The sequence below is a fragment of the Qipengyuania benthica genome, assembly GCF_030717865.1.
GTDB lineage: Bacteria > Pseudomonadota > Alphaproteobacteria > Sphingomonadales > Sphingomonadaceae > Qipengyuania > Qipengyuania benthica.
Genome location: NZ_JAVAIL010000002.1, coordinates 288,203 through 306,022, shown reverse-complemented (window position 1 = coordinate 306,022; position 17,820 = coordinate 288,203). Strand labels below are relative to the sequence as shown.

The following is a 17,820-nucleotide window of genomic DNA, read 5'->3' as shown; positions in this document are numbered from 1 at the left end:
TAGCTGACAGCCGAGCCGATTACTCCACAGGCATGTCGGCGGGCGGGAAGGGGGCGGATGCGTTGGCGGACATGCTGCGGGTCTCGAACTGCCAAGCCTCGGCCGGGCCCTCGGGGGGCAGGGTGGACTGCCACCAGAAGGTGATCGTCGCGCCCGGTTTCCAGCCTTCGCCCGAAGTGACGCGCCAGATCAGCTCTCCCTGATCGGACGTGACGCCGATCGCGTCCGCATCGCCCAGAGCGGCTTGCGCCTGCTCGCGCGAATAGCCGATCGAGCCGTTGAAGCCGGTTGCGCGGCGGGTCGAGCGAAAGATCGTCGCGGGCGCCTCCACCGCGGGGTCGGTCTCCTGCAAATCCGCGACGTCTTCATCCACCGTCACTCGATGCACATAGGTGTAGACCGTCCCTTCGGGCATGGCGGCGGGGTCGCAATCCGCGGTCTCGCGCGGACAGGCGACGAAGCTCACCAAGCGTCCGATTGCGCGCCCCTGCGCGGTCAGCACCGATTCGAGCTCCGTTCCCTGCGCCCCCTCGATCTTCGCGCCCAGCATCGCTTCGTCATAATTCGCCGCGAGCAGCGTGCGCGGTGCCGCGACCGTGGCGGTGGGGGTCGGCACGGCCACCGGATCGGCTTCGGGACTCTCGCCGCAAGCGACCAGTACCAGCGAGGCCAACATCGCCGCACCCGCGCCCAGCATCACCCGGGTCCGGCTCATGCGAGGCTCGCCTTGACCATCGCGCTCGCCTTGGCGCCGTCGAGAACGGCGCCGTGGCGCGATTTGAGCTCGGCCATGACCTTGCCCATGTCCTTCATGCCTTGCGCCCCGGTGGCCGCCTTGGCCTCCTCGATGGCGACGCGCATTTCTTCCTCGCTCATCATCTGCGGCAGGAATTCCTCGATCACCGCGAGTTCGTCGCGTTCCTTCGCCGCCAGTTCCTCGCGCCCGCCGTCCTCGTACATCTGGATCGATTCGCGGCGCTGCTTGGCCATCTTCTGCAGCACTTCGATCACCAGCGTATCATCGTCGGGCTGTTTGGCGGCGGTGCGCAGTTCGATGTCGCGATCCTTGATCTTGGCGGCGACCATCCGCAGCGTTGCGGTGCGTTCCTTGTCGCCGGCTTTCATCGAGGTGACGGTGGCGGTCTTGATGGTGTCGCGGATCATGGGGCCTGCTGCTTGTTAAGAGTGGATGGATCGGCGCTGACATAGAACGGCGGGCCGCAAAGCCAAGCGTTCCCGTAAAAGGCCAAGCGTTCCTGTTGACGGAACGCCCGCCGCGCTCTAGCCGCTGGGCCTTAGCACACATTGCCGAAACCCCTGACACCGGAGCGCCCATGGCCCGTCCCGCACCTTCGCACGCGCAACCGCCAGGGGCCACCGGAGTCGTCGTCTTCGCCGACGGGAGCTGCATCTGGGGCAAGGGCTTCGGCGCCAGCGGCAGCGCGGTGGGCGAGATCTGCTTCAACACCGCGATGACCGGCTATCAGGAGGTGATGACCGATCCCTCCTACGACAGCCAGATCGTCACCTTCACCTTCCCGCATATCGGCAATGTCGGCGCGAACGAGGAAGATCACGAGAGCCGCGGTCTGGGCGCGGTCGGCTGCATCGTCCGGCAGGAAGTCACCCCGCATTCCAATTTTCGCGCCCAGCAGGAATTCGCCGACTGGATGGTCGCGCATGGCAAGATCGGGCTTTCGGGCGTCGACACCCGCGCGCTGACCCGCCGCATCCGCATTCATGGCGCGCCCAATGCGGTGATCGCGCACGATCCGCGCGGGCAGTTCGACATCGCGGCGCTGCAGGCGCAGGCGGCGGGCTGGTCGGGGCTCGAAGGGCTCGATCTGGTCCCGCGCGTCACCCGCGAGGGCCATGAGGACTGGAGCGGCGGACACTGGCAACTAGGCCATGGCTATCATACCGGCGGGGCCGAACGGCCGCATGTCGTGGCGCTCGATTACGGCGCCAAGGACAACACCTTCCGCTATCTGGTCAGGGCCGGTGCGAAAGTGACCGTGGTCCCGGCACGCAGCACGCTGGAGGAAATCCTCGCGCTGAAACCCGATGGCGTGTTCCTCTCCAACGGACCGGGCGATCCGGCGGCGACGGGCGAATATGCGGTGCCGGTGATCCGGGCGCTGCTCGAGCGCGACGTGCCGCTGTTCGGCATTTGCCTTGGCCACCAGCTGCTCGGGCTCGCGGCGGGGGCGAAGACCGCCAAGATGTTCCAAGGCCACCGCGGCGCCAACCACCCGGTCCAGCGGGTCGGCGGGGGCTGGGGCGCCAGCGAGGGACTGGTCGAGATCACCAGCATGAACCACGGCTTCGCGGTCGATGGCGACAGCCTGCCCGCGGGCGTCGAGCAGACCCATGTCTCGCTGTTCGACGGCACCAATTGCGGCATCGCGATCAACGGCAAGCGCGCCTTCGGGGTGCAATACCACCCCGAGGCGAGCCCGGGCCCGCAGGACAGCTTCTATCTGTTCGAGAAGTTCGTGGGGATGTTTTGATGCCTCGTATCAGCCCTAAGAACCCCGCGGGGTTTGTTTACTGCATACGAGCTTTGAATGCCCCAGACGGCCCGCCTTACCATACGAAAATTGGTTCGAGTTCCAAATCCTTCGACGCATCTAGCGGACGCGGTTTTATAGCTCGATTTTGGATCGAAGCACTTGGTCTCGGTGAATTGGAGGTCTTCGAACAACCTCATCAAAACGCCTATAGCTTAGAGAAAGAGGTTCACTCAAAGCTAAAAAAAACACTCGGCTGTGGTCGTTCGACTGAAGTCTTCAACATAACATTCGCTGAGGCGGTTTCCTTGATCAAAGATCTCGCGCAGAAAGTATCATAAATGCCCAGAGGCACCGACATCTCCTCGCTCCTCGTCATCGGCGCCGGGCTGGCGCTCTACGGTTGCGGCGACGCGGAGACCTCGCGCAGCGAACAGGTTTCGTTCGGCGGGGAGCGACCTGCTTCGGTTTCCGAATGTCTCGAGAGACTGGCTGAGGGCGGCGAAATTTGGGGCGAGGAGAGCGTTCGCGCTTCCTTCGTTTACGATGTTAGCGCGCTGGGTCCGGATGCCGTGAAGCAGTTCGCGAAGCGATCGATCGAAGGGGGGCGCCATTCGATGGCGGTGCACCATGGCGAAGCGAGCGATCAAGCGCTCAAGAATTTCCTCGATCGAACCCCTGAAGGCGACACCGAGATGTTCGGCACCGATGATCTCGTTCTCCTGCGCGTCAACGACGCAATGGCAAGACCCTTCGATGCGGCCCTGCGCACCGGCTGCCAAAGGTTGCGCGAAGGCGTGACCATCCGGCAATACACATTCTCACGAGGCAATTTCTAAATGCCCAAACGCACTGACATCTTCTCGATCCTCGTCATCGGCGCCGGGCCGATCATCATCGGCCAGGCCTGCGAGTTCGACTATTCGGGCACGCAGGCGATCAAGGCGCTGCGCGAGGAGGGTTACCGGGTCGTCTTGGTCAACTCCAACCCCGCCACGATCATGACCGATCCGGACATGGCCGACGCGACCTATATCGAGCCGATTACCCCCGAGATCGTCGCCAAGATCATCGCCAAGGAGCGGCCCGATGCGGTGCTGCCGACGATGGGCGGGCAGACCGCGCTCAACTGCGCGCTGGCGCTCGATGCCGATGGCACGCTGGAGAAATACGGCGTCGAGATGATCGGCGCCAAGGCCGATGCCATCGACAAGGCCGAGAACCGCAACCGGTTCCGCGAGGCGATGGATGCGATCGGGCTCGAAAGCGCGCGCAGCGGCATCGCCACCTCGGTCGATGAGGCGCATGCGGTGCTCGAGCGCACCGGGCTGCCTTCTATCATCCGACCCAGCTTCACGCTCGGCGGGACCGGCGGCGGCATCGCCTACAACAAGGCGGAGTTCGAGCGGATCGTCCGCGAAGGGCTCGACGCATCTCCCACCAACGAGGTCCTGATCGAGGAATCGCTGCTCGGCTGGAAAGAGTTCGAGATGGAGGTGGTGCGCGACGCAAAGGACAATTGCATCATCGTCTGCGCGATCGAGAACGTCGATCCGATGGGGGTCCATACCGGCGATTCGATCACCGTCGCGCCCGCGCTGACGCTGACCGACAAGGAATACCAGATCATGCGCTCGGCCAGCATCGCGGTGCTGCGCGAGATCGGGGTCGAGACCGGCGGCTCGAACGTCCAGTTCGCGGTCAATCCCGCGGACGGGCGGCTGATCGTGATCGAAATGAACCCGCGCGTCTCGCGCAGCTCCGCGCTGGCGTCCAAGGCGACCGGTTTCCCGATCGCGCGGATCGCCGCCAAGCTGGCGGTGGGCTACACGCTCGAGGAGCTGACCAACGAGATCACCGGCGCCACTCCGGCGAGTTTCGAGCCGACGATCGACTATGTCGTCACCAAGATACCCCGCTTCGCCTTCGAGAAGTTCAAGGGCGCCAAGCCCGAGCTCTCGACCGCGATGAAATCGGTGGGCGAGGTCATGGCGATCGGGCGCTGCTTCGCCGAAAGCATGCAGAAGGCGCTGCGCGGGCTGGAAACCGGGCTCGACGGGTTCAACCGCGTGCCCGAACTCGAGGGCGTGTCGAAGGACAAGATCACCGCCGCGCTGTCGCAGCGCACCCCCGAGCGCATCCTGCGGATCGCGCAGGCTTTCCGCGAGGATCTGACGGTGGAGGAAATCCAGACCATCACCGGCTTCGACCCGTGGTTCCTGCGCCAGATCGAAGCGATCGTCTATGAAGAGCGCATGCTCGCGCACAATGGCCTGCCGCGCGACGCAGTGGAGATGCGGCGGCTCAAAGCGATGGGCTTTTCCGACAAGCGCCTGGCCACGCTGGCGGTGCGTTCGGTCGGGGTCGCGGGCGGGCTGGGCGAGACCCAGGCGCGCCGCTCCGGCCTGCTCCACGATGCTCTGCGCGCCATGGCCGGCGCCACCAGCGAACGCGAGGTGCGCGATCTGCGCCGCAAGCTCGGCGTCGAACCGGTGTTCAAGCGGATCGACAGCTGCGCCGCCGAGTTCGAGGCGGTCACGCCCTACATGTATTCCACCTACGAGGCGCCCAGCTTCGGAGTGGCCGAGGACGAGGCGCAGCCTTCCGACCGCCGTAAGATCGTCATCCTCGGCGGCGGACCCAACCGCATCGGGCAGGGCATCGAATTCGACTATTGCTGCGTCCACGCCTGCTTCGCGCTGGCCGAGGCGGGCTACGAGACCATCATGGTCAATTGCAATCCCGAGACCGTCTCGACCGATTACGACACCTCCGACCGGCTCTATTTCGAGCCGTTGACCGAAGAAGACGTGCTCGAGATCCTGCGCGTCGAGCAGCAGGCGGGCGAGCTCGTCGGGGTGATCGTCCAGCTCGGCGGGCAGACCCCGCTCAAGCTCGCCGCAGCGCTCGAGCGCGAGGGCATTCCGATCCTCGGCACCAGCCCCGACGCGATCGACCTTGCCGAGGATCGCGAACGCTTCGCCCGACTGGTCAACAAGCTCAAGCTCAAGCAGCCCGATAACGGCATCGCCAAGAGCCGCGACGAGGCGGCGGCGGTGGCGCGGACCATCGGTTATCCGGTGCTGCTGCGCCCCAGCTATGTGCTCGGGGGCAGGGCGATGGAAATCGTCGATTCAGAAGCCCAGCTCGACGATTACATCGCCACCGCAGTCAACGTCTCGGGCGACAGCCCGGTGCTGGTCGATCAGTATCTGCGCGACGCGATCGAATGCGATGTGGATGTCATATCCGACGGAGTCGAAGTCCGAATCGCCGGGGTGATGCAGCATATCGAGGAAGCGGGCGTGCATTCGGGCGACAGCGCCTGCACGCTGCCGCCCTACAGTCTCTCCGACGAGATCGTTGCGGAGATGGAACGCCAGGCGCATCAGCTGGCGCTCGCGCTCGATGTGCGCGGCTTGATGAACGTCCAGTTCGCGGTGCAGGACGGACCCGACGGCCAGGAAGTGTTCCTGATCGAGGTCAACCCGCGCGCGAGCCGCACGGTGCCCTTCGTCGCCAAGGCGATCGGCCGCCCGGTTGCCAAAATCGCCGCTCGAGTCATGGCGGGCGAACCGCTGTCCAATTTCGAGCCCTTCGATATCCGCCCGGCCCATATGAGCGTGAAAGAGGCGGTGTTCCCCTTCGCGCGCTTCCCCGGCTCCGACCCGGTCCTCACCCCCGAGATGAAGAGCACCGGCGAGGTGATGGGGATCGATGCCGATTTCCCCGCCGCCTTCCTCAAGTCGCAGATGGGCGCTGGGATGAGCCTGCCGCGCTCGGGCACGGTGTTCGTCTCGGTCAAGGACAGCGACAAGCCGGTGATCGTCCCCGCCGTCCGGACGCTGATCGAACAGGGCTTCGCGATCATCGCGACCGAGGGGACGCAGAGCTATCTGGCCGAGCAGGGTCTCGCGGTCACCCGGGTCAACAAGGTGGCCGAGGGGCGCCCCCATGTGGTCGATGCGATCATCGACGGCGAGGTCGATCTGATCTTCAACACCACCGAAGGCTGGCAGTCGCTGCTCGACTCGCAATCGATCCGCGCCTCAGCGCTGGATCGCAAGGTGCCTTCCTACACCACTGCGGCCGCCTCGCTGGCGGTGGCGCGTGCGATCGCGGAAGTTAAGCCCGACGCGCTTGAAGTGCGCTCGCTGCAAGACTATTATAGTTAGCTGACAATTCCCCTTCCGGACATTCCGCGCTGATCGACCCGCTCCCCCGAGCGGCGCAGCCGCGAATTGCCGGAATCGCCAGAACAGATCGCCGAAACAGATCGACAGACAGGAAGGACACTGGTCCGCATGGATAAGGTACCGATGCTCGCCGACGGTTATGACAAGCTCATGACCGATCTCAGGGCCCTGCGCGAAGAGCGCCCGCGCGTGGTCGACGCCATCGAGGAAGCGCGCGCGCATGGCGATCTGTCCGAAAACGCGGAATACCATGCCGCGAAGGAGCGCCAGGGCCAGATCGAGATGAATATCGCGGACATCGAAGACAAGGTGACCCGCGCCCAGATCATCGATCCGACCACCCTCACCGGCGACCGGATCCAGTTCGGCGCGACCGTCACGCTGCTCGACGAGAACGACAAGCCGGTCAAATACCAGATCGTCGGCGTGGTCGAGGCCGATGCAAGCAAGGGCCGCATCTCCTACAATTCGCCAATCGGCCGCGCACTGATCGGCAAGCGCGTCGATGACGAGGTCGAGGTGACGGTGCCTTCGGGCGACAAGTTCTACCTCGTCGAGAAGATCGAATTCATCTGAGCGACTTTTCCATCGCGTAATTGTGGATCGGCACGCGCCGGTTGCGATAAGCGATGGTGAAATCTCGCCGATGCGTGACTGCATAGCCGGCCCGTTCGAATGCGGGCCGGGCGAGTTCGCTCGCTTCGGTGTAGAGGCGAACGACGCCCCTTTCACGAGCATGCTGTTCCGCTGCGGCTAGCAATCGATCGGCCAAGCCTCGTCGCGAATGGTCGGGGTGGCAGTAGAGCTGATCGAGATGACCCTCAGGTTCCAGCACCGCGTGGGCGACCGACCTGTCCCGGTCGTCGACTGCAACGAGGATCAGCGCCCCCGCCAGCGCACGCGCACGAAAGCGAGCGGGCTCGGTGTGAAACGCGGCCCAGGCTGCCACCTGTTCTTCCGAATAGGACCCTACGCCGATCGTCCAAATGGCGGCCACGGTAAGCTCCGCCAACATCTCGGCATCATCTAGCCGGAACGACCGTATCGAATAGTTCACCTGTTCAGGCCGGCGAACATTGGCTCGGGCATTAAGCCTTGGGATTGAGCAGCTTGTGCAGGTGGACGACGACGTATTTCATCTCGGCATCGTCGACCGTGCGCTGCGCATTGGCGCGCCACGCTTCGACGGCGGCCTCGTAATCGCCATAGACGCCCGCCACGTGGATGCTCTCGGGATCCTTGAACTCCATGCTGCGCGGATCGGCGACGCGGCCACCCATCACGAGATAGAGCGGCTGTTTGGCGGTGGTTTCTTCCATGGCGATCGGCTTTCATCCTGGGGGAGGGGAATGACGCGGCCCATAAAGCAAGCGGCGCGACAGGCAAGCCCGTCGCGCCGCTCGGAAAATTGCGCCCGGCAAGAACCGGACGGGGCCGGAAATCAGTGGTCGAGGTGCGAACGCAGGTCACGTACCGTGCGCGAAGCCTTGCGACCGGCGCGACGTTTGGTGCTGCGCAGCGCATCACCGACGCCATCCGCGCGATAGGCCGCCTCGCGGCGCATGCTCCGCGCTGCCGAACTCAGCGAGTCGCCGAGATCCTGCAACCCGTCCGAGCCGGCGCGCGCTGCTGCCGAGGTCGCGGTACCGGCGCGGTCGAAAGCATCGAGGCCGTAAGCGAGCGCGGTGTCCGCAGCCATTGCGGCGAACGCGCCGGTACGTCGCGTCAGGCGACGACCGGGCCGGGTCATCGCGCCGATTGCGAGGCCGAGGCCGATCGCGCCGGCGACCGTCGCCAGCGGATGGCGCCGGGCAAACCCGGTGATCGTATCGGCGGCGTCTCGCGCGATCTCGGCAACACCGCGATCTTCGTTGCGCTGTTCGGCGGCGCCGATCTTCTCGCGCAGCTCCGCGCGCTTTTCCTGGTCGGTCAGGATTTTGGTTCCTGTCTCTTCACTCATGGGATTCTCCGAATTTGTGTCTGTTCGTTCAACGGCGCCAGCGACTTTCTTGTTCCGCGTCGTCATAGGAGCGCTCGTCATCGTAAGGATTGTCATCGCTGCCGTCGTCGTAACCCTCGTCGGGATCGTCGTCGTCACTCGCGAAAAGCGCATCGAGAATGGGATTGCGTGCGAACCACAGCACCAGGGCCGCGATCAGCGCGGCCAGCGCGCCCTTGTTGTCCGACGCCACCTCGACAGCCTCGTCGTAGACCTCGCTCGCGCCGTCCGCGATGCGGTCGGCAGCGCGCGCGCCGAGGCCGCGTTCGGCGAGATCGCTCTTGATATGCGCAATGTCTGCCTCGACGAGAGCCTTGGCCGAATTGCGCAAATGGCGATCTTCGAGCATGCGGATTCGAAGCGCACTCATTCGTGATCCTCCGCCAAGGCCGAGCGGATATCGTCGACCTTCTTCTTCATCATGCTCAGCAACACCACGCCCACGACGACAAGCGCCAGGGTCACGATCGCGGTTGCCAACCACGGACCGACCAAGGGTATCAAGGCGATGACCAGACCGACGGTCAACGCGATAAGCGCGAGGTGAAACACCCCCAACGCCGCAGCGCCATAGGCGACGAGGAACTTGACCCGGTTGGCGACAAAACCGGCGCGGCTCTTTTGATAGGCGAGCTCGGCCTGCGCGTAGGTTTTCCCGTCGTCGAACAGTGCCACCAGATCGTCGAAGAGGGACGGAGGGGGAGGACCAGCCTCCCTCTCCTCGCCCTCATATTGCTCGGGCAGATCGGTGGTGCCGACAGGCGACTGCCTCGGTTCGGTTTCGCTGTCCAATGCCGTCATCTTCCGGTCCTGCGCGCGATCAGCGACGCGAGCCGCCAAAGATGCGCGAGAGCATGTATCCCGCGACCGCGGCCATGCCGATCGCCAGACCCGGGCTCTTGCGGACGAATTCGCGGCCATCCTCGGTCAGCTCGTCGAGCGACTTCTGATCGAGCCGGTTCGCCGTGTCGTCGAGCGAGCGCGATGCGGTGCGGGCGTAATCGCCATATTGCGCGCCGAGTTTCTCATCGACAACATGGGCGTTGTCGGCAACCATCCGGCTGAGCGAGGCGATTCCACCGCTCAGCTTCGCCTTGCCTTCATTGGCGAGTTCGCGACCCTTGGTCTTGGCTTCCTCGCCATAGCCCTTGGCATCGGCGGCGAGCGAACCGCTCTTGCCGCGCGCCTGGCTGCGATAGGCATTGGCGCGCTCGCCGGCTTCGGCGCGCAGCGCGGCAGCCCCTGCCTTGGCTTCCTGGACTGCGGCGTTGAAGCGCGTCTTGGCCTCGGCCCGGTGCTCGCTGCCGCCGGTAGCGGAAGTGTTCGTGCCCGCCGAAGTGGCAGGCGTTGCGGGAGTGGTGGTGGTTGCGGTGTTGGTCATGGGTGCGGTCTCCTTCGCTGTGCCGGTCTTCGCCACGGTCTTGCGCGGCTTGGCGGCGCTGGTTTTCTTGCTTGCGGACTTGGTCGACGCCTTTGCACTATTGTTATCGGGCGTTTTTGCCATCGGTCATACCCCTCGATCGTTCGTTCTGGTCCGGACACCCCAGAGGGCTCGGACTTCGATATTGCAACGCAACTTGCGGTGCTTTGTTCCGCAGCATAGAGCGACCCGAATCCCCATCTGGGGGTGTATTAGAGAATTGCAACACATCGACGGAGTCCGCCGCAATGACCCTGATAATCGACTTGCACGCCCGCGAGATCCTCGACAGCCGCGGCAATCCCACGGTCGAGGTCGATGTGCTGCTCGACGATGGCAGCTTCGGGCGCGCGGCGGTACCTTCGGGGGCCTCGACCGGGGCGCACGAGGCGGTCGAACTGCGCGACGGCGACGATAGCCGCTATCATGGCAAAGGCGTCCGAAAGGCGGTCGAAGCCGCCAACACCGAGATTGCCGATGCGATCCTCGGGCTCGACGCGGAGGACCAGCGGGACATCGACATGGCGATGATCGAGCTCGACGGGACCCAGAACAAGAGCCGCATCGGCGCCAATGCGATCCTGGGCACCAGCCTCGCGGTCGCCAAGGCGGCGGCCAATGCGCGCGGGCTGCCGCTCTATTCCTACATCGGCGGCGTGTCGGCGCATCTGCTCCCGGTGCCGATGATGAACATCATCAACGGCGGCGAGCATGCCGACAATCCCATCGACATCCAGGAATTCATGGTCATGCCGGTGGGCGCCGAAAACCTTGCCGAGGGCGTGCGCTGGGGCGCGGAGATCTTCCACACGCTTAAGAAGGGACTGGCGCAAAAGGGCCTGTCCACCTCGGTCGGCGACGAGGGCGGCTTCGCGCCCGACCTTGCCAGCACCCGCGACGCGCTCGATTTCATCATGGAATCGATCCGCACCGCCGGGTTCGAGCCGGGCACGGACGTCGTCCTTGCGCTCGATTGCGCCGCCACCGAATTCTACCGCAACGGTCGCTACGAGATCTCGGGCGAGAAGCTGTCGCTCGATGGCGTCGAGATGGCCGAATATCTCGACCGGCTGTGCCGCGACTATCCCATCCGCTCGATCGAGGACGGGATGGCCGAGGACGATTTCGAAGGCTGGAAGGCGCTGACCGACCGGATCGGCGACACGGTCCAGCTGGTCGGTGACGATCTGTTCGTGACCAATCCGACACGTCTGACCGACGGGATCGGGCGCGGCCTCGCCAATTCGCTGCTGGTCAAGGTCAACCAGATCGGGACGCTGTCCGAAACGCTCGATGCGGTCGATATCGCGACGCGCGCAGGCTACACCTCGGTGATGAGCCACCGCTCGGGCGAAACCGAGGATGCGACCATCGCCGATCTCGCGGTGGCCACCAATTGCGGTCAGATCAAGACCGGCTCGCTCGCCCGCTCGGACCGGCTCGCCAAATACAACCAGCTGATCCGCATCGAGGAAGAACTCGGCAATAGCGCCCGCTATGCGGGGAAGGCCTGTTTCGGCGCGAACAAGCGGTAATCTGCCACACCTGCTTCTGGGCCGCGCCCGAATCGAGCGGATCAGCTCTGTTCGGCGCGGTTCTTGGGGTGAAACCAGTATTGCCACACGCCCCAAGCATTGATCAGCAGCAGCACGCCGTTCATCAGCGCCAGCGGGATCGCGTCGGAAGTCAGGCCGATATAGATCCAAAGCACCGCCACCACGCAGAACAGCACGAAGCCCCAGGCGGTGGCGCGGCGACCCAGGTCGAAAGCGATCAGCGAGGCAGCCAACACCGTGCCGATCGAGGCGATCCAGTCGATCGGTCCGTTCATTGTCTCGTTCCCTCCTGCATGATTGTCAGGACGCATCGTCCCGACTAGCGTTCCACCCATCAGCAAGGACAAGCCCAATAAGGGCTGCCTGCAGGGAGGAAAGCGGCTTGGCAGAATTTCCCACGCATCCCGATGCGGTTACGCCCGATTGGCTCGGCCGGGTGCTCGGCATATCCGTCGCCGGAGTCGAATGGAAACCGATCGGGACGGGCCAGGTCGGCGACAGCGTTAGATTGACGATCAGCTTTCGGGATTTGCCCGAGACGCAGACGCTTGCGGCGAAATTTCCCGCCGAGGATGCGACGAGCCGCGGAACGGCCGCGATGTTCGGTCTCTATCGCAAGGAGGTGGAATTCTACCGGCAGGCGGCGCCGCTGCTCGAAGTGCGGGTTCCGCAGGTGCATTTCGCCGCTGTCGCGGAGGACGGAGCGGATTTCATCCTGCTGTTCGAGGATCTCGGGCCGGCGCGGCAAGGCGACCAGATCGCCAGTTGCAGCTCCGATGACGCGAAAGCCGCGATCCGCCAGGCGGCGGCGATCCACGCACCGAGCTGGGGCAGGGCGGATCTGCTCGAGGCGGCATGGCTGCAACCGCCTCCAGGACAGGCCGAGCGGATCGCGCAAATGTATCCGCAGGCGCAGGCCATATTCCGCGAGCGTTACGGCGATATTCTCGATCCGGCCCTGATGGCGCTGTGCGACGAACTGGCAGAGCTGAGCGAGCGGTACTTCATCCGCGGCGAGCCGCCGCAATGCCTCGTCCATGGCGATTTCCGGCTCGACAACATGCTGTTCGATATCCGCGGCGGGCAGGAGCCGGTCGCGGTGCTCGACTGGCAGACCGCTGCCATCGGCCACGCGATGACCGATGTCGCCTATTTCCTCGGCTGCGGGCTCGGCGAGGCGATGTGGCGCAAGCATGAAAGCGAATTGCTCGATCTCTACCTCGATGAAATGGCGGCGCGCGGTGTCGAACTGTCTCGCGGGGATATCGAGCAAGACTATCGCCTTGGCGCGCTCCATGGCGTCTCGACCGCGGTGTTCAGCGCCGCCTTTGTCGAACGCACCGAGCGCGGCGATGCCAATTTCCTGTCGATGGCACGCGGGGCCTGTTCGCTGGCTCTGGAGCATGGCAGTATCGCCGTCTTGAGGGGAGAGAACTGATGGTCTTGTCCAGGGGCGACGAATTCCCGATCCACCAGACGCCGGAGCCGGTCGCCTTTGCAGGCACCGATCGCAATTTCTACGACCGCTATTTCTTCAACGGCTACGCGCCTGACGGCAGCGGCTTCTTCGCCGCGGCGCTCGGCGTCTATCCGCACCTCGATATCATCGACGCACATTTCAACGTCGTCCGCGATGGGGTCCAGCATTGCATCCATGCGAGCCGGGAACTGGGCATGGAGCGGATGGATCTCTCGGTCGGCCCCTTCCATATCGAGGTCATCGAGCCCCTGAAGCGCCTCAAGGTGCGGCTCGAGCCGTTCGAGGGGATAGCTGCGGAAGTGGTCTTCAGCGGGCGCTCCTTTCCGATCGAGGAACCACGCTTCATCCATCGGATCGGCCCGCGCGCCTTCATGGATTACACGCGCATGACGCAGAACGGCCATTACGAGGGCTGGATCGAGGTCGACGGCGACCGGCGCGAACTGACGCCTGGCACCTGCGGCACGCGCGACCGCAGCTGGGGCGTCCGCCCGGTGGGCGCGCGCGATGCGCAGCCGATCCCCGGCCATCCTTTGCCCGGTTTCTTCTGGCAATGGACCCCGATCAATTTCCCCGACGGCAGCCTGTTCTTCCACGTCAATGCCGACAGCCATGGCCAGGCCTGGAACACCCGCGCGGTCTGGGCACCCGACGGGGCCGAAGAGGCGGGACTCAACGGGGGTGCGGGGGGGATGCGCGCGCGGCTTGCCAGCGGCACGCGATGGCCGAGCGGCGGCACGCTGTCGCTGGCGGTCAAGGGAGCGGCCGAGCAGCTCAAGTTCGAGCCGCTCGGTCGTTTCCAGATGCGCGGGCTGGGCTACACCCATCCCGAATGGGGCCACGGCATCCACCACGGCGCTTCGAAAGCCGAGCGCGAGGATATCGATCTAGCCGGCCTCGATCCGCTCGCGCCCGAAAACCTGCATGTGCAGATGCCGGTGGCGGTGACAGGCGTCGATGTCGATGGTGCCGATGTCGAAGGCATCGGGGTGTTCGAACAGCTGGTGATCGGACCCTTCTCCCCGCTCGGGCTCGAGCAGGTGCTCGACGGTGCGCCCTAGGCGCCGAAGCGGTCCGCCAGTTCGAGCAGCGCGATCGCGGCCCTTGCCGCTTCGCCACCCTTGTCCTTCTGCGCCGGATCGGCGCGCACCCGCGCCTGCGCGTCGTTCTCGACGGTGAGGATGCCGTTGCCGATCGCGATCCCGTCCATCGTCAGCGCCATGATCCCGCGCGCGCTTTCGCCGGCGACGATCTCGAAATGATAGGTTTCGCCGCGGATCACCACGCCCAGCGCGACGAAGCCGTCGTAGCGCGCATCCTCCGCCGCCAGCGAGATCGCACCGGGTATCTCCAGCGCGCCCGGCACCCTCAGCACCTCTGCCGAATGACCCGCGTCCTCCAGCGCAGTCCTCGCGCCGGCAATCAGCAGATCGTTGAATTCGTCGTAAAAGCGCGCCTCGACGATGAGGAAATTGGCCATGTTTCGGGCTCCGTTCAGGCGGGGATGGGGTGCTGGCCGGTGACGCTGAGGCCGTAGCCTTCCAGCCCGACGACGGTCTTCTCGTGATCGCTCAGCAGGATCATGTCGCTGACCCCGCGATCGACCAGGATCTGCGCACCGATGCCGTAGTCGCGCAACTCGCCACTGGCGTGAGGGGTGCGGGCGATCTCGGCCTGCAACTGCTCGGGCCGGTCGGGCATGATGCACACGATCACCCCGCTGCCGTGTTCGCCGATCGCCGCCATCGAGCGCTGCAAGGTGCGCTTGCGCGGACCCGATTGGCCCAAGATGTCGTCGAAGATCGAGATCGAATGCATCCGCACCAGCGTCGGCTGTTCGGGATCGACATGGCCCTTCTGCAGCACGACATGTGTCGCGCCGCCGACCTTGCTGCGATAGGTCATCGCGCGCCAGTCGCCGCCGTAATCCGAGGTCAGCGCACTTTCGCTCACCTGTTCGACGAGATGATCGTTGCGCATGCGGTATTCGATCAGATCGCGGATGGTGCCGATCTTGAGCCCGTGCTTGCGCGCGAAAGCGACCAGATCGTCGAGCCGCGCCATGGTCCCGTCCTCGTTCATGATCTCGCAGATCACGCCCGAGGGGTTGAGTCCGGCAAGCCGCGAAATATCGACCGCGGCCTCGGTATGACCGGCGCGAACCAGTACGCCACCATCGCGCGCTGCGAGGGGAAAAACGTGACCGGGGGTGACGATGTCGTCCGGCCCCTTGGTCGAATCGATCGCCACCGAGACGGTGCGCGCGCGGTCGGCGGCGGATATTCCCGTGGTCACGCCCTCGCGCGCCTCGATCGAGATCGTGAAGGCGGTCTGCATGCTCTCGCGATTGTTGCGCGTCATCGGCTCGAGCCCGAGCGCATCGACACGTCGGCGGTCGAGCGAGAGGCAGATCAGCCCGCGACCGTGAGTGGCCATGAAATTGATCGCTTCGGGGGTTGCCATCTGCGCGGGCACGATCAGATCGCCCTCGTTCTCGCGATCCTCGTCATCGACCAGCACATACATCCGCCCGTTGCGGGCCTCGTCGATGATTTCCTCGATCCCGACGAGCACCGGAGTCTCGTCATTGGCGTCGAGAAAGAGATCGAGCTTGCGCAGCGTGTCGGAGGTGGGGTTCCAGCTCTCCAGCGCGCAATCGCGCAGCGTGTTGGCGTGGAGCCCGGCAGCGCGGGCGAGGCCGGCGCGGGTCATGGTTCCGTCCGCGATCAGGGCGCGGACCCGTTGGACGGTGGTGTTCATGAGATCCCGCTATCACATCATAATGTGTTAGAGCAAGCGCCTGTCACATCGAACGGTGATCGAGCCGCAATCCTTTCCGAGAGTGCGCTAGATGAACACCGTTATCGCCAGGCAGGCGGCTGCCCCGACCACGAAGGTCATCGGCAGACCAATCTTTACAAAGTCGGTGAACCGATAGTTGGCGGCGCCATATACCAGCGTATTGGTCTGGTAGCCGATGGGCGTGGCAAAGCTGGCGCTGGCCGCGAACATCACCGCCACCAGCAACTGGCGCGGATCGCCCCCGGTTGCGGCCCCGAGTTCGATGACCAGCGGGGTCATGATCACCGCGACCGCATTGTTGGTGACCGTCGCCGTGAGAACGGAGGTTATCGCATAGACGGCGATCAGGACCGCGAACGGGGAAGCGCCCAGCAGCATCGGCTCGAGAAACCCGACGATCAGCTCGATCGTCCCGGCATTCGCCAGCCCCAGTCCGAACGCCAGCATGGCGAAGATCAGGACCAGAACGTCGCCGTCGATCGAACTCCATGCCTCTTCGGGTTCGATGCATCTCGTTGCGAGGACGATGGCCACGCCGCCAAGGGCCAGGGCCTCGATCGGCATTCCGAAAACGGCAGCGCAAATTACCACGAAGGCGATCGTCGCCAGCGCGATCGGCGCCTTGGCGCGGCGGAAGGGCACCGCCTGCGCGTCGTCCACCACCGCGAAGCCCATGTTCCGCTTGAGCGACAGCGCCGCGTCCGCCCCTGCTGCGATGAGCAGCCGGTCTCCCGGCCGCACCCGCGCCGTGCCAAGGTCGGGGCCCGCCACATGCCTCGGGCGGGAAAGCCCCAGGATCCGAACCTTGAGCCGGGACAGCAGCGGAATCTGCGAAAGGCGGCGGCCGATGATCGGGTGCGAAGGCGAGATCACGGCCTCGATCAGCCGCAGGTCCTCGGGGCGGGCCGGGCCGGCGGTTGCGACGCTGCCGCCGAGGCCGGTCAGCCCGGTAGCGAAATCGCTGGATTCCGCCAGCGATGCCAGTTCGGCGGGGCTGGCCGAAATCACCAGCTGATCGCCTGCCTCCAGCCTCCACGAACTTAGGTCGCGCCTGTTCACTTCGGCGCCCCGCCGGATCGAGACCACATTGATCCCGGGCCTGCGGCTGAGCGGAATCTCGTCGAGCACCAGCCCGACAAGAGGGCTCTGCTCAAGCACGACCAGATGGGAGAGATAGACGTCGCTCTCGCTTTCCTCGTCGAACATGCGCTCGGGTCTGTCGGGCAGCAGCTTGGGCCCAAGCAGTCCCAAGAGGGCCAAGCCGGCGGCCGCCGCCACCAGCCCGACCAGCGTGATATCGAAGATGCCGAAGGCCAGCTGCCCTTCCTGCCGCGCAATGCCGTCGACCAGGAGATTGGTCGAGGTTCCCACCAGCGTCAGCGTCCCGCCCAGGATCGACACGTACGACAGCGGCATGAGCAGCCGCGTCGCCGAGATCTTGAGTATCCGTGCAAGCCGCTTCACGATCGGGATCATCACGATCACGACCGGCGTGTTGTTCATGAAGGCGGAAGCGAACAGAGTGCCGCTGCCGATCTCCGCGATCGCGAGGCGGGGCCGGCGCAAGGTGCGCCGGATCACCCACCCGGTGACCCCCTCCAGCGCTCCGGTTCGCAGCAGAGCGCCGCTGAGGACGAACATCGCCGCGATGGTGACCGGAGCGGGATTGCCGAACACGCTGCCCAGTTGATCGGTCGGCAGGTAACCCAGCGCGAGCATCGCCACTCCGCCCAGCACGGCGACCACCACGGGAGGATAGCGCTCCGTCGTGAAGGCGACGAGCGTGGCGACCAGCAGCGCGAGACCGATATAGGCGCTATGCTGGACCAGAAACGCTTCAATCACGAATGCACGACC

General features: G+C 64.9%; 19 protein-coding genes. 7 read left to right on the top strand and 12 right to left on the bottom strand.

Annotation, left to right across the window (positions count from 1 at the left end; genetic code table 11):
• Positions 1-19: 19 nt before the first annotated feature.
• Positions 20-715 carry a hypothetical protein gene (locus tag Q9K01_RS06780; RefSeq protein ID WP_305929459.1) on the bottom strand — a complete coding sequence of 232 codons (696 nt, stop codon included), beginning with the start codon at positions 713-715 and terminating at the stop codon, positions 20-22.
• Positions 712-1,164: a GatB/YqeY domain-containing protein gene (locus Q9K01_RS06775; RefSeq protein ID WP_305929458.1), complete on the bottom strand. Its 453-nt coding sequence runs from the start codon at positions 1,162-1,164 to the stop codon at positions 712-714. The genes Q9K01_RS06780 and Q9K01_RS06775 overlap by 4 nt, the downstream gene beginning before the upstream one ends.
• Positions 1,165-1,334: 170 nt before the next feature.
• On the opposite strand from Q9K01_RS06775, the gene carA reads away from it, so the two are divergent.
• The 4 genes from carA to greA all read left to right on the top strand — a co-directional run bounded on the left by carA (position 1,335) and on the right by greA (position 7,282).
• Positions 1,335-2,510, top strand: coding sequence for a glutamine-hydrolyzing carbamoyl-phosphate synthase small subunit (carA, locus tag Q9K01_RS06770; protein ID WP_305929457.1), 1,176 nt, complete (start codon positions 1,335-1,337; stop codon positions 2,508-2,510).
• A gap of 341 nt (positions 2,511-2,851) precedes the next feature.
• Positions 2,852-3,349: a hypothetical protein gene (locus Q9K01_RS06765; RefSeq protein ID WP_305929456.1), complete on the top strand. Its 498-nt coding sequence runs from the start codon at positions 2,852-2,854 to the stop codon at positions 3,347-3,349.
• Positions 3,350-6,685, top strand: coding sequence for a carbamoyl-phosphate synthase large subunit (carB, locus tag Q9K01_RS06760; RefSeq protein ID WP_305929455.1), 3,336 nt, complete (start codon positions 3,350-3,352; stop codon positions 6,683-6,685).
• Between the two features lie 129 nt (positions 6,686-6,814).
• Positions 6,815-7,282, top strand: a complete 468-nt coding sequence (gene greA, locus Q9K01_RS06755) for a transcription elongation factor GreA (protein WP_422785299.1) — start codon at positions 6,815-6,817, stop codon at positions 7,280-7,282.
• Here the strand turns inward: greA and Q9K01_RS06750 are convergent.
• The 6 genes from Q9K01_RS06750 to Q9K01_RS06725 all read right to left on the bottom strand — a co-directional run bounded on the left by Q9K01_RS06750 (position 7,275) and on the right by Q9K01_RS06725 (position 10,086).
• The gene (locus Q9K01_RS06750; RefSeq protein ID WP_305929454.1) at positions 7,275-7,703 is read right to left on the bottom strand and encodes a GNAT family N-acetyltransferase; all 429 of its coding nucleotides are present in this window, start codon (positions 7,701-7,703) and stop codon (positions 7,275-7,277) included. The genes greA and Q9K01_RS06750 overlap by 8 nt on opposite strands.
• Positions 7,704-7,794: 91 nt before the next feature.
• The gene (locus tag Q9K01_RS06745) at positions 7,795-8,025 is read right to left on the bottom strand and encodes a DUF4170 domain-containing protein (RefSeq protein WP_305929453.1); all 231 of its coding nucleotides are present in this window, start codon (positions 8,023-8,025) and stop codon (positions 7,795-7,797) included.
• Between the two features lie 122 nt (positions 8,026-8,147).
• Positions 8,148-8,666, bottom strand: coding sequence for a hypothetical protein (locus Q9K01_RS06740; RefSeq protein WP_305929452.1), 519 nt, complete (start codon positions 8,664-8,666; stop codon positions 8,148-8,150).
• Between the two features lie 28 nt (positions 8,667-8,694).
• A complete protein-coding gene (locus tag Q9K01_RS06735; RefSeq protein ID WP_305929451.1) occupies positions 8,695-9,075 on the bottom strand; it encodes a hypothetical protein in 381 nt (126 codons plus the stop codon).
• The gene (locus Q9K01_RS06730; RefSeq protein WP_305929450.1) at positions 9,072-9,506 is read right to left on the bottom strand and encodes a phage holin family protein; all 435 of its coding nucleotides are present in this window, start codon (positions 9,504-9,506) and stop codon (positions 9,072-9,074) included. The genes Q9K01_RS06735 and Q9K01_RS06730 overlap by 4 nt, the downstream gene beginning before the upstream one ends.
• A 19-nt stretch (positions 9,507-9,525) precedes the next feature.
• The gene (locus Q9K01_RS06725; RefSeq protein ID WP_305929449.1) at positions 9,526-10,086 is read right to left on the bottom strand and encodes a hypothetical protein; all 561 of its coding nucleotides are present in this window, start codon (positions 10,084-10,086) and stop codon (positions 9,526-9,528) included.
• A gap of 287 nt (positions 10,087-10,373) precedes the next feature.
• Between Q9K01_RS06725 and eno the strand changes: the two genes are divergently transcribed.
• Positions 10,374-11,660 (top strand): phosphopyruvate hydratase, encoded by a 1,287-nt coding sequence (eno, locus tag Q9K01_RS06720; protein WP_305929448.1) that lies wholly within the window; start codon positions 10,374-10,376, stop codon positions 11,658-11,660.
• A gap of 41 nt (positions 11,661-11,701) precedes the next feature.
• Here the strand turns inward: eno and Q9K01_RS06715 are convergent, their stop codons facing one another.
• A complete protein-coding gene (locus Q9K01_RS06715; protein ID WP_305929447.1) occupies positions 11,702-11,956 on the bottom strand; it encodes a hypothetical protein in 255 nt (84 codons plus the stop codon).
• A gap of 107 nt (positions 11,957-12,063) precedes the next feature.
• Here Q9K01_RS06715 and Q9K01_RS06710 point away from each other — a divergent pair, with 107 nt between their 5' ends.
• Both Q9K01_RS06710 and Q9K01_RS06705 read left to right on the top strand, forming a co-directional pair.
• Positions 12,064-13,119 (top strand): phosphotransferase family protein, encoded by a 1,056-nt coding sequence (locus Q9K01_RS06710; protein ID WP_305929446.1) that lies wholly within the window; start codon positions 12,064-12,066, stop codon positions 13,117-13,119.
• A complete protein-coding gene (locus Q9K01_RS06705) occupies positions 13,119-14,222 on the top strand; it encodes an Rv3169 family protein (RefSeq protein WP_305929445.1) in 1,104 nt (367 codons plus the stop codon). The genes Q9K01_RS06710 and Q9K01_RS06705 overlap by 1 nt, the downstream gene beginning before the upstream one ends.
• Here the strand turns inward: Q9K01_RS06705 and ribH are convergent.
• The 3 genes from ribH to Q9K01_RS06690 form a co-directional block, all read right to left on the bottom strand.
• Complete coding sequence (gene ribH, locus Q9K01_RS06700) at positions 14,219-14,641, bottom strand: 6,7-dimethyl-8-ribityllumazine synthase (protein ID WP_305929444.1); 423 nt, start codon at positions 14,639-14,641, stop codon at positions 14,219-14,221. The two genes, Q9K01_RS06705 and ribH, sit on opposite strands and share 4 nt — an antisense overlap.
• A 14-nt stretch (positions 14,642-14,655) precedes the next feature.
• Positions 14,656-15,921: a 3,4-dihydroxy-2-butanone-4-phosphate synthase gene (gene ribB / locus Q9K01_RS06695; protein ID WP_305929443.1), complete on the bottom strand. Its 1,266-nt coding sequence runs from the start codon at positions 15,919-15,921 to the stop codon at positions 14,656-14,658.
• Positions 15,922-16,008: 87 nt separating this feature from the next.
• Entirely contained in the window at positions 16,009-17,808 is a 1,800-nt protein-coding gene (locus tag Q9K01_RS06690) for an SLC13 family permease (protein ID WP_305929442.1), read from the bottom strand.
• Between the last annotated feature and the right edge of the window lie 12 nt (positions 17,809-17,820).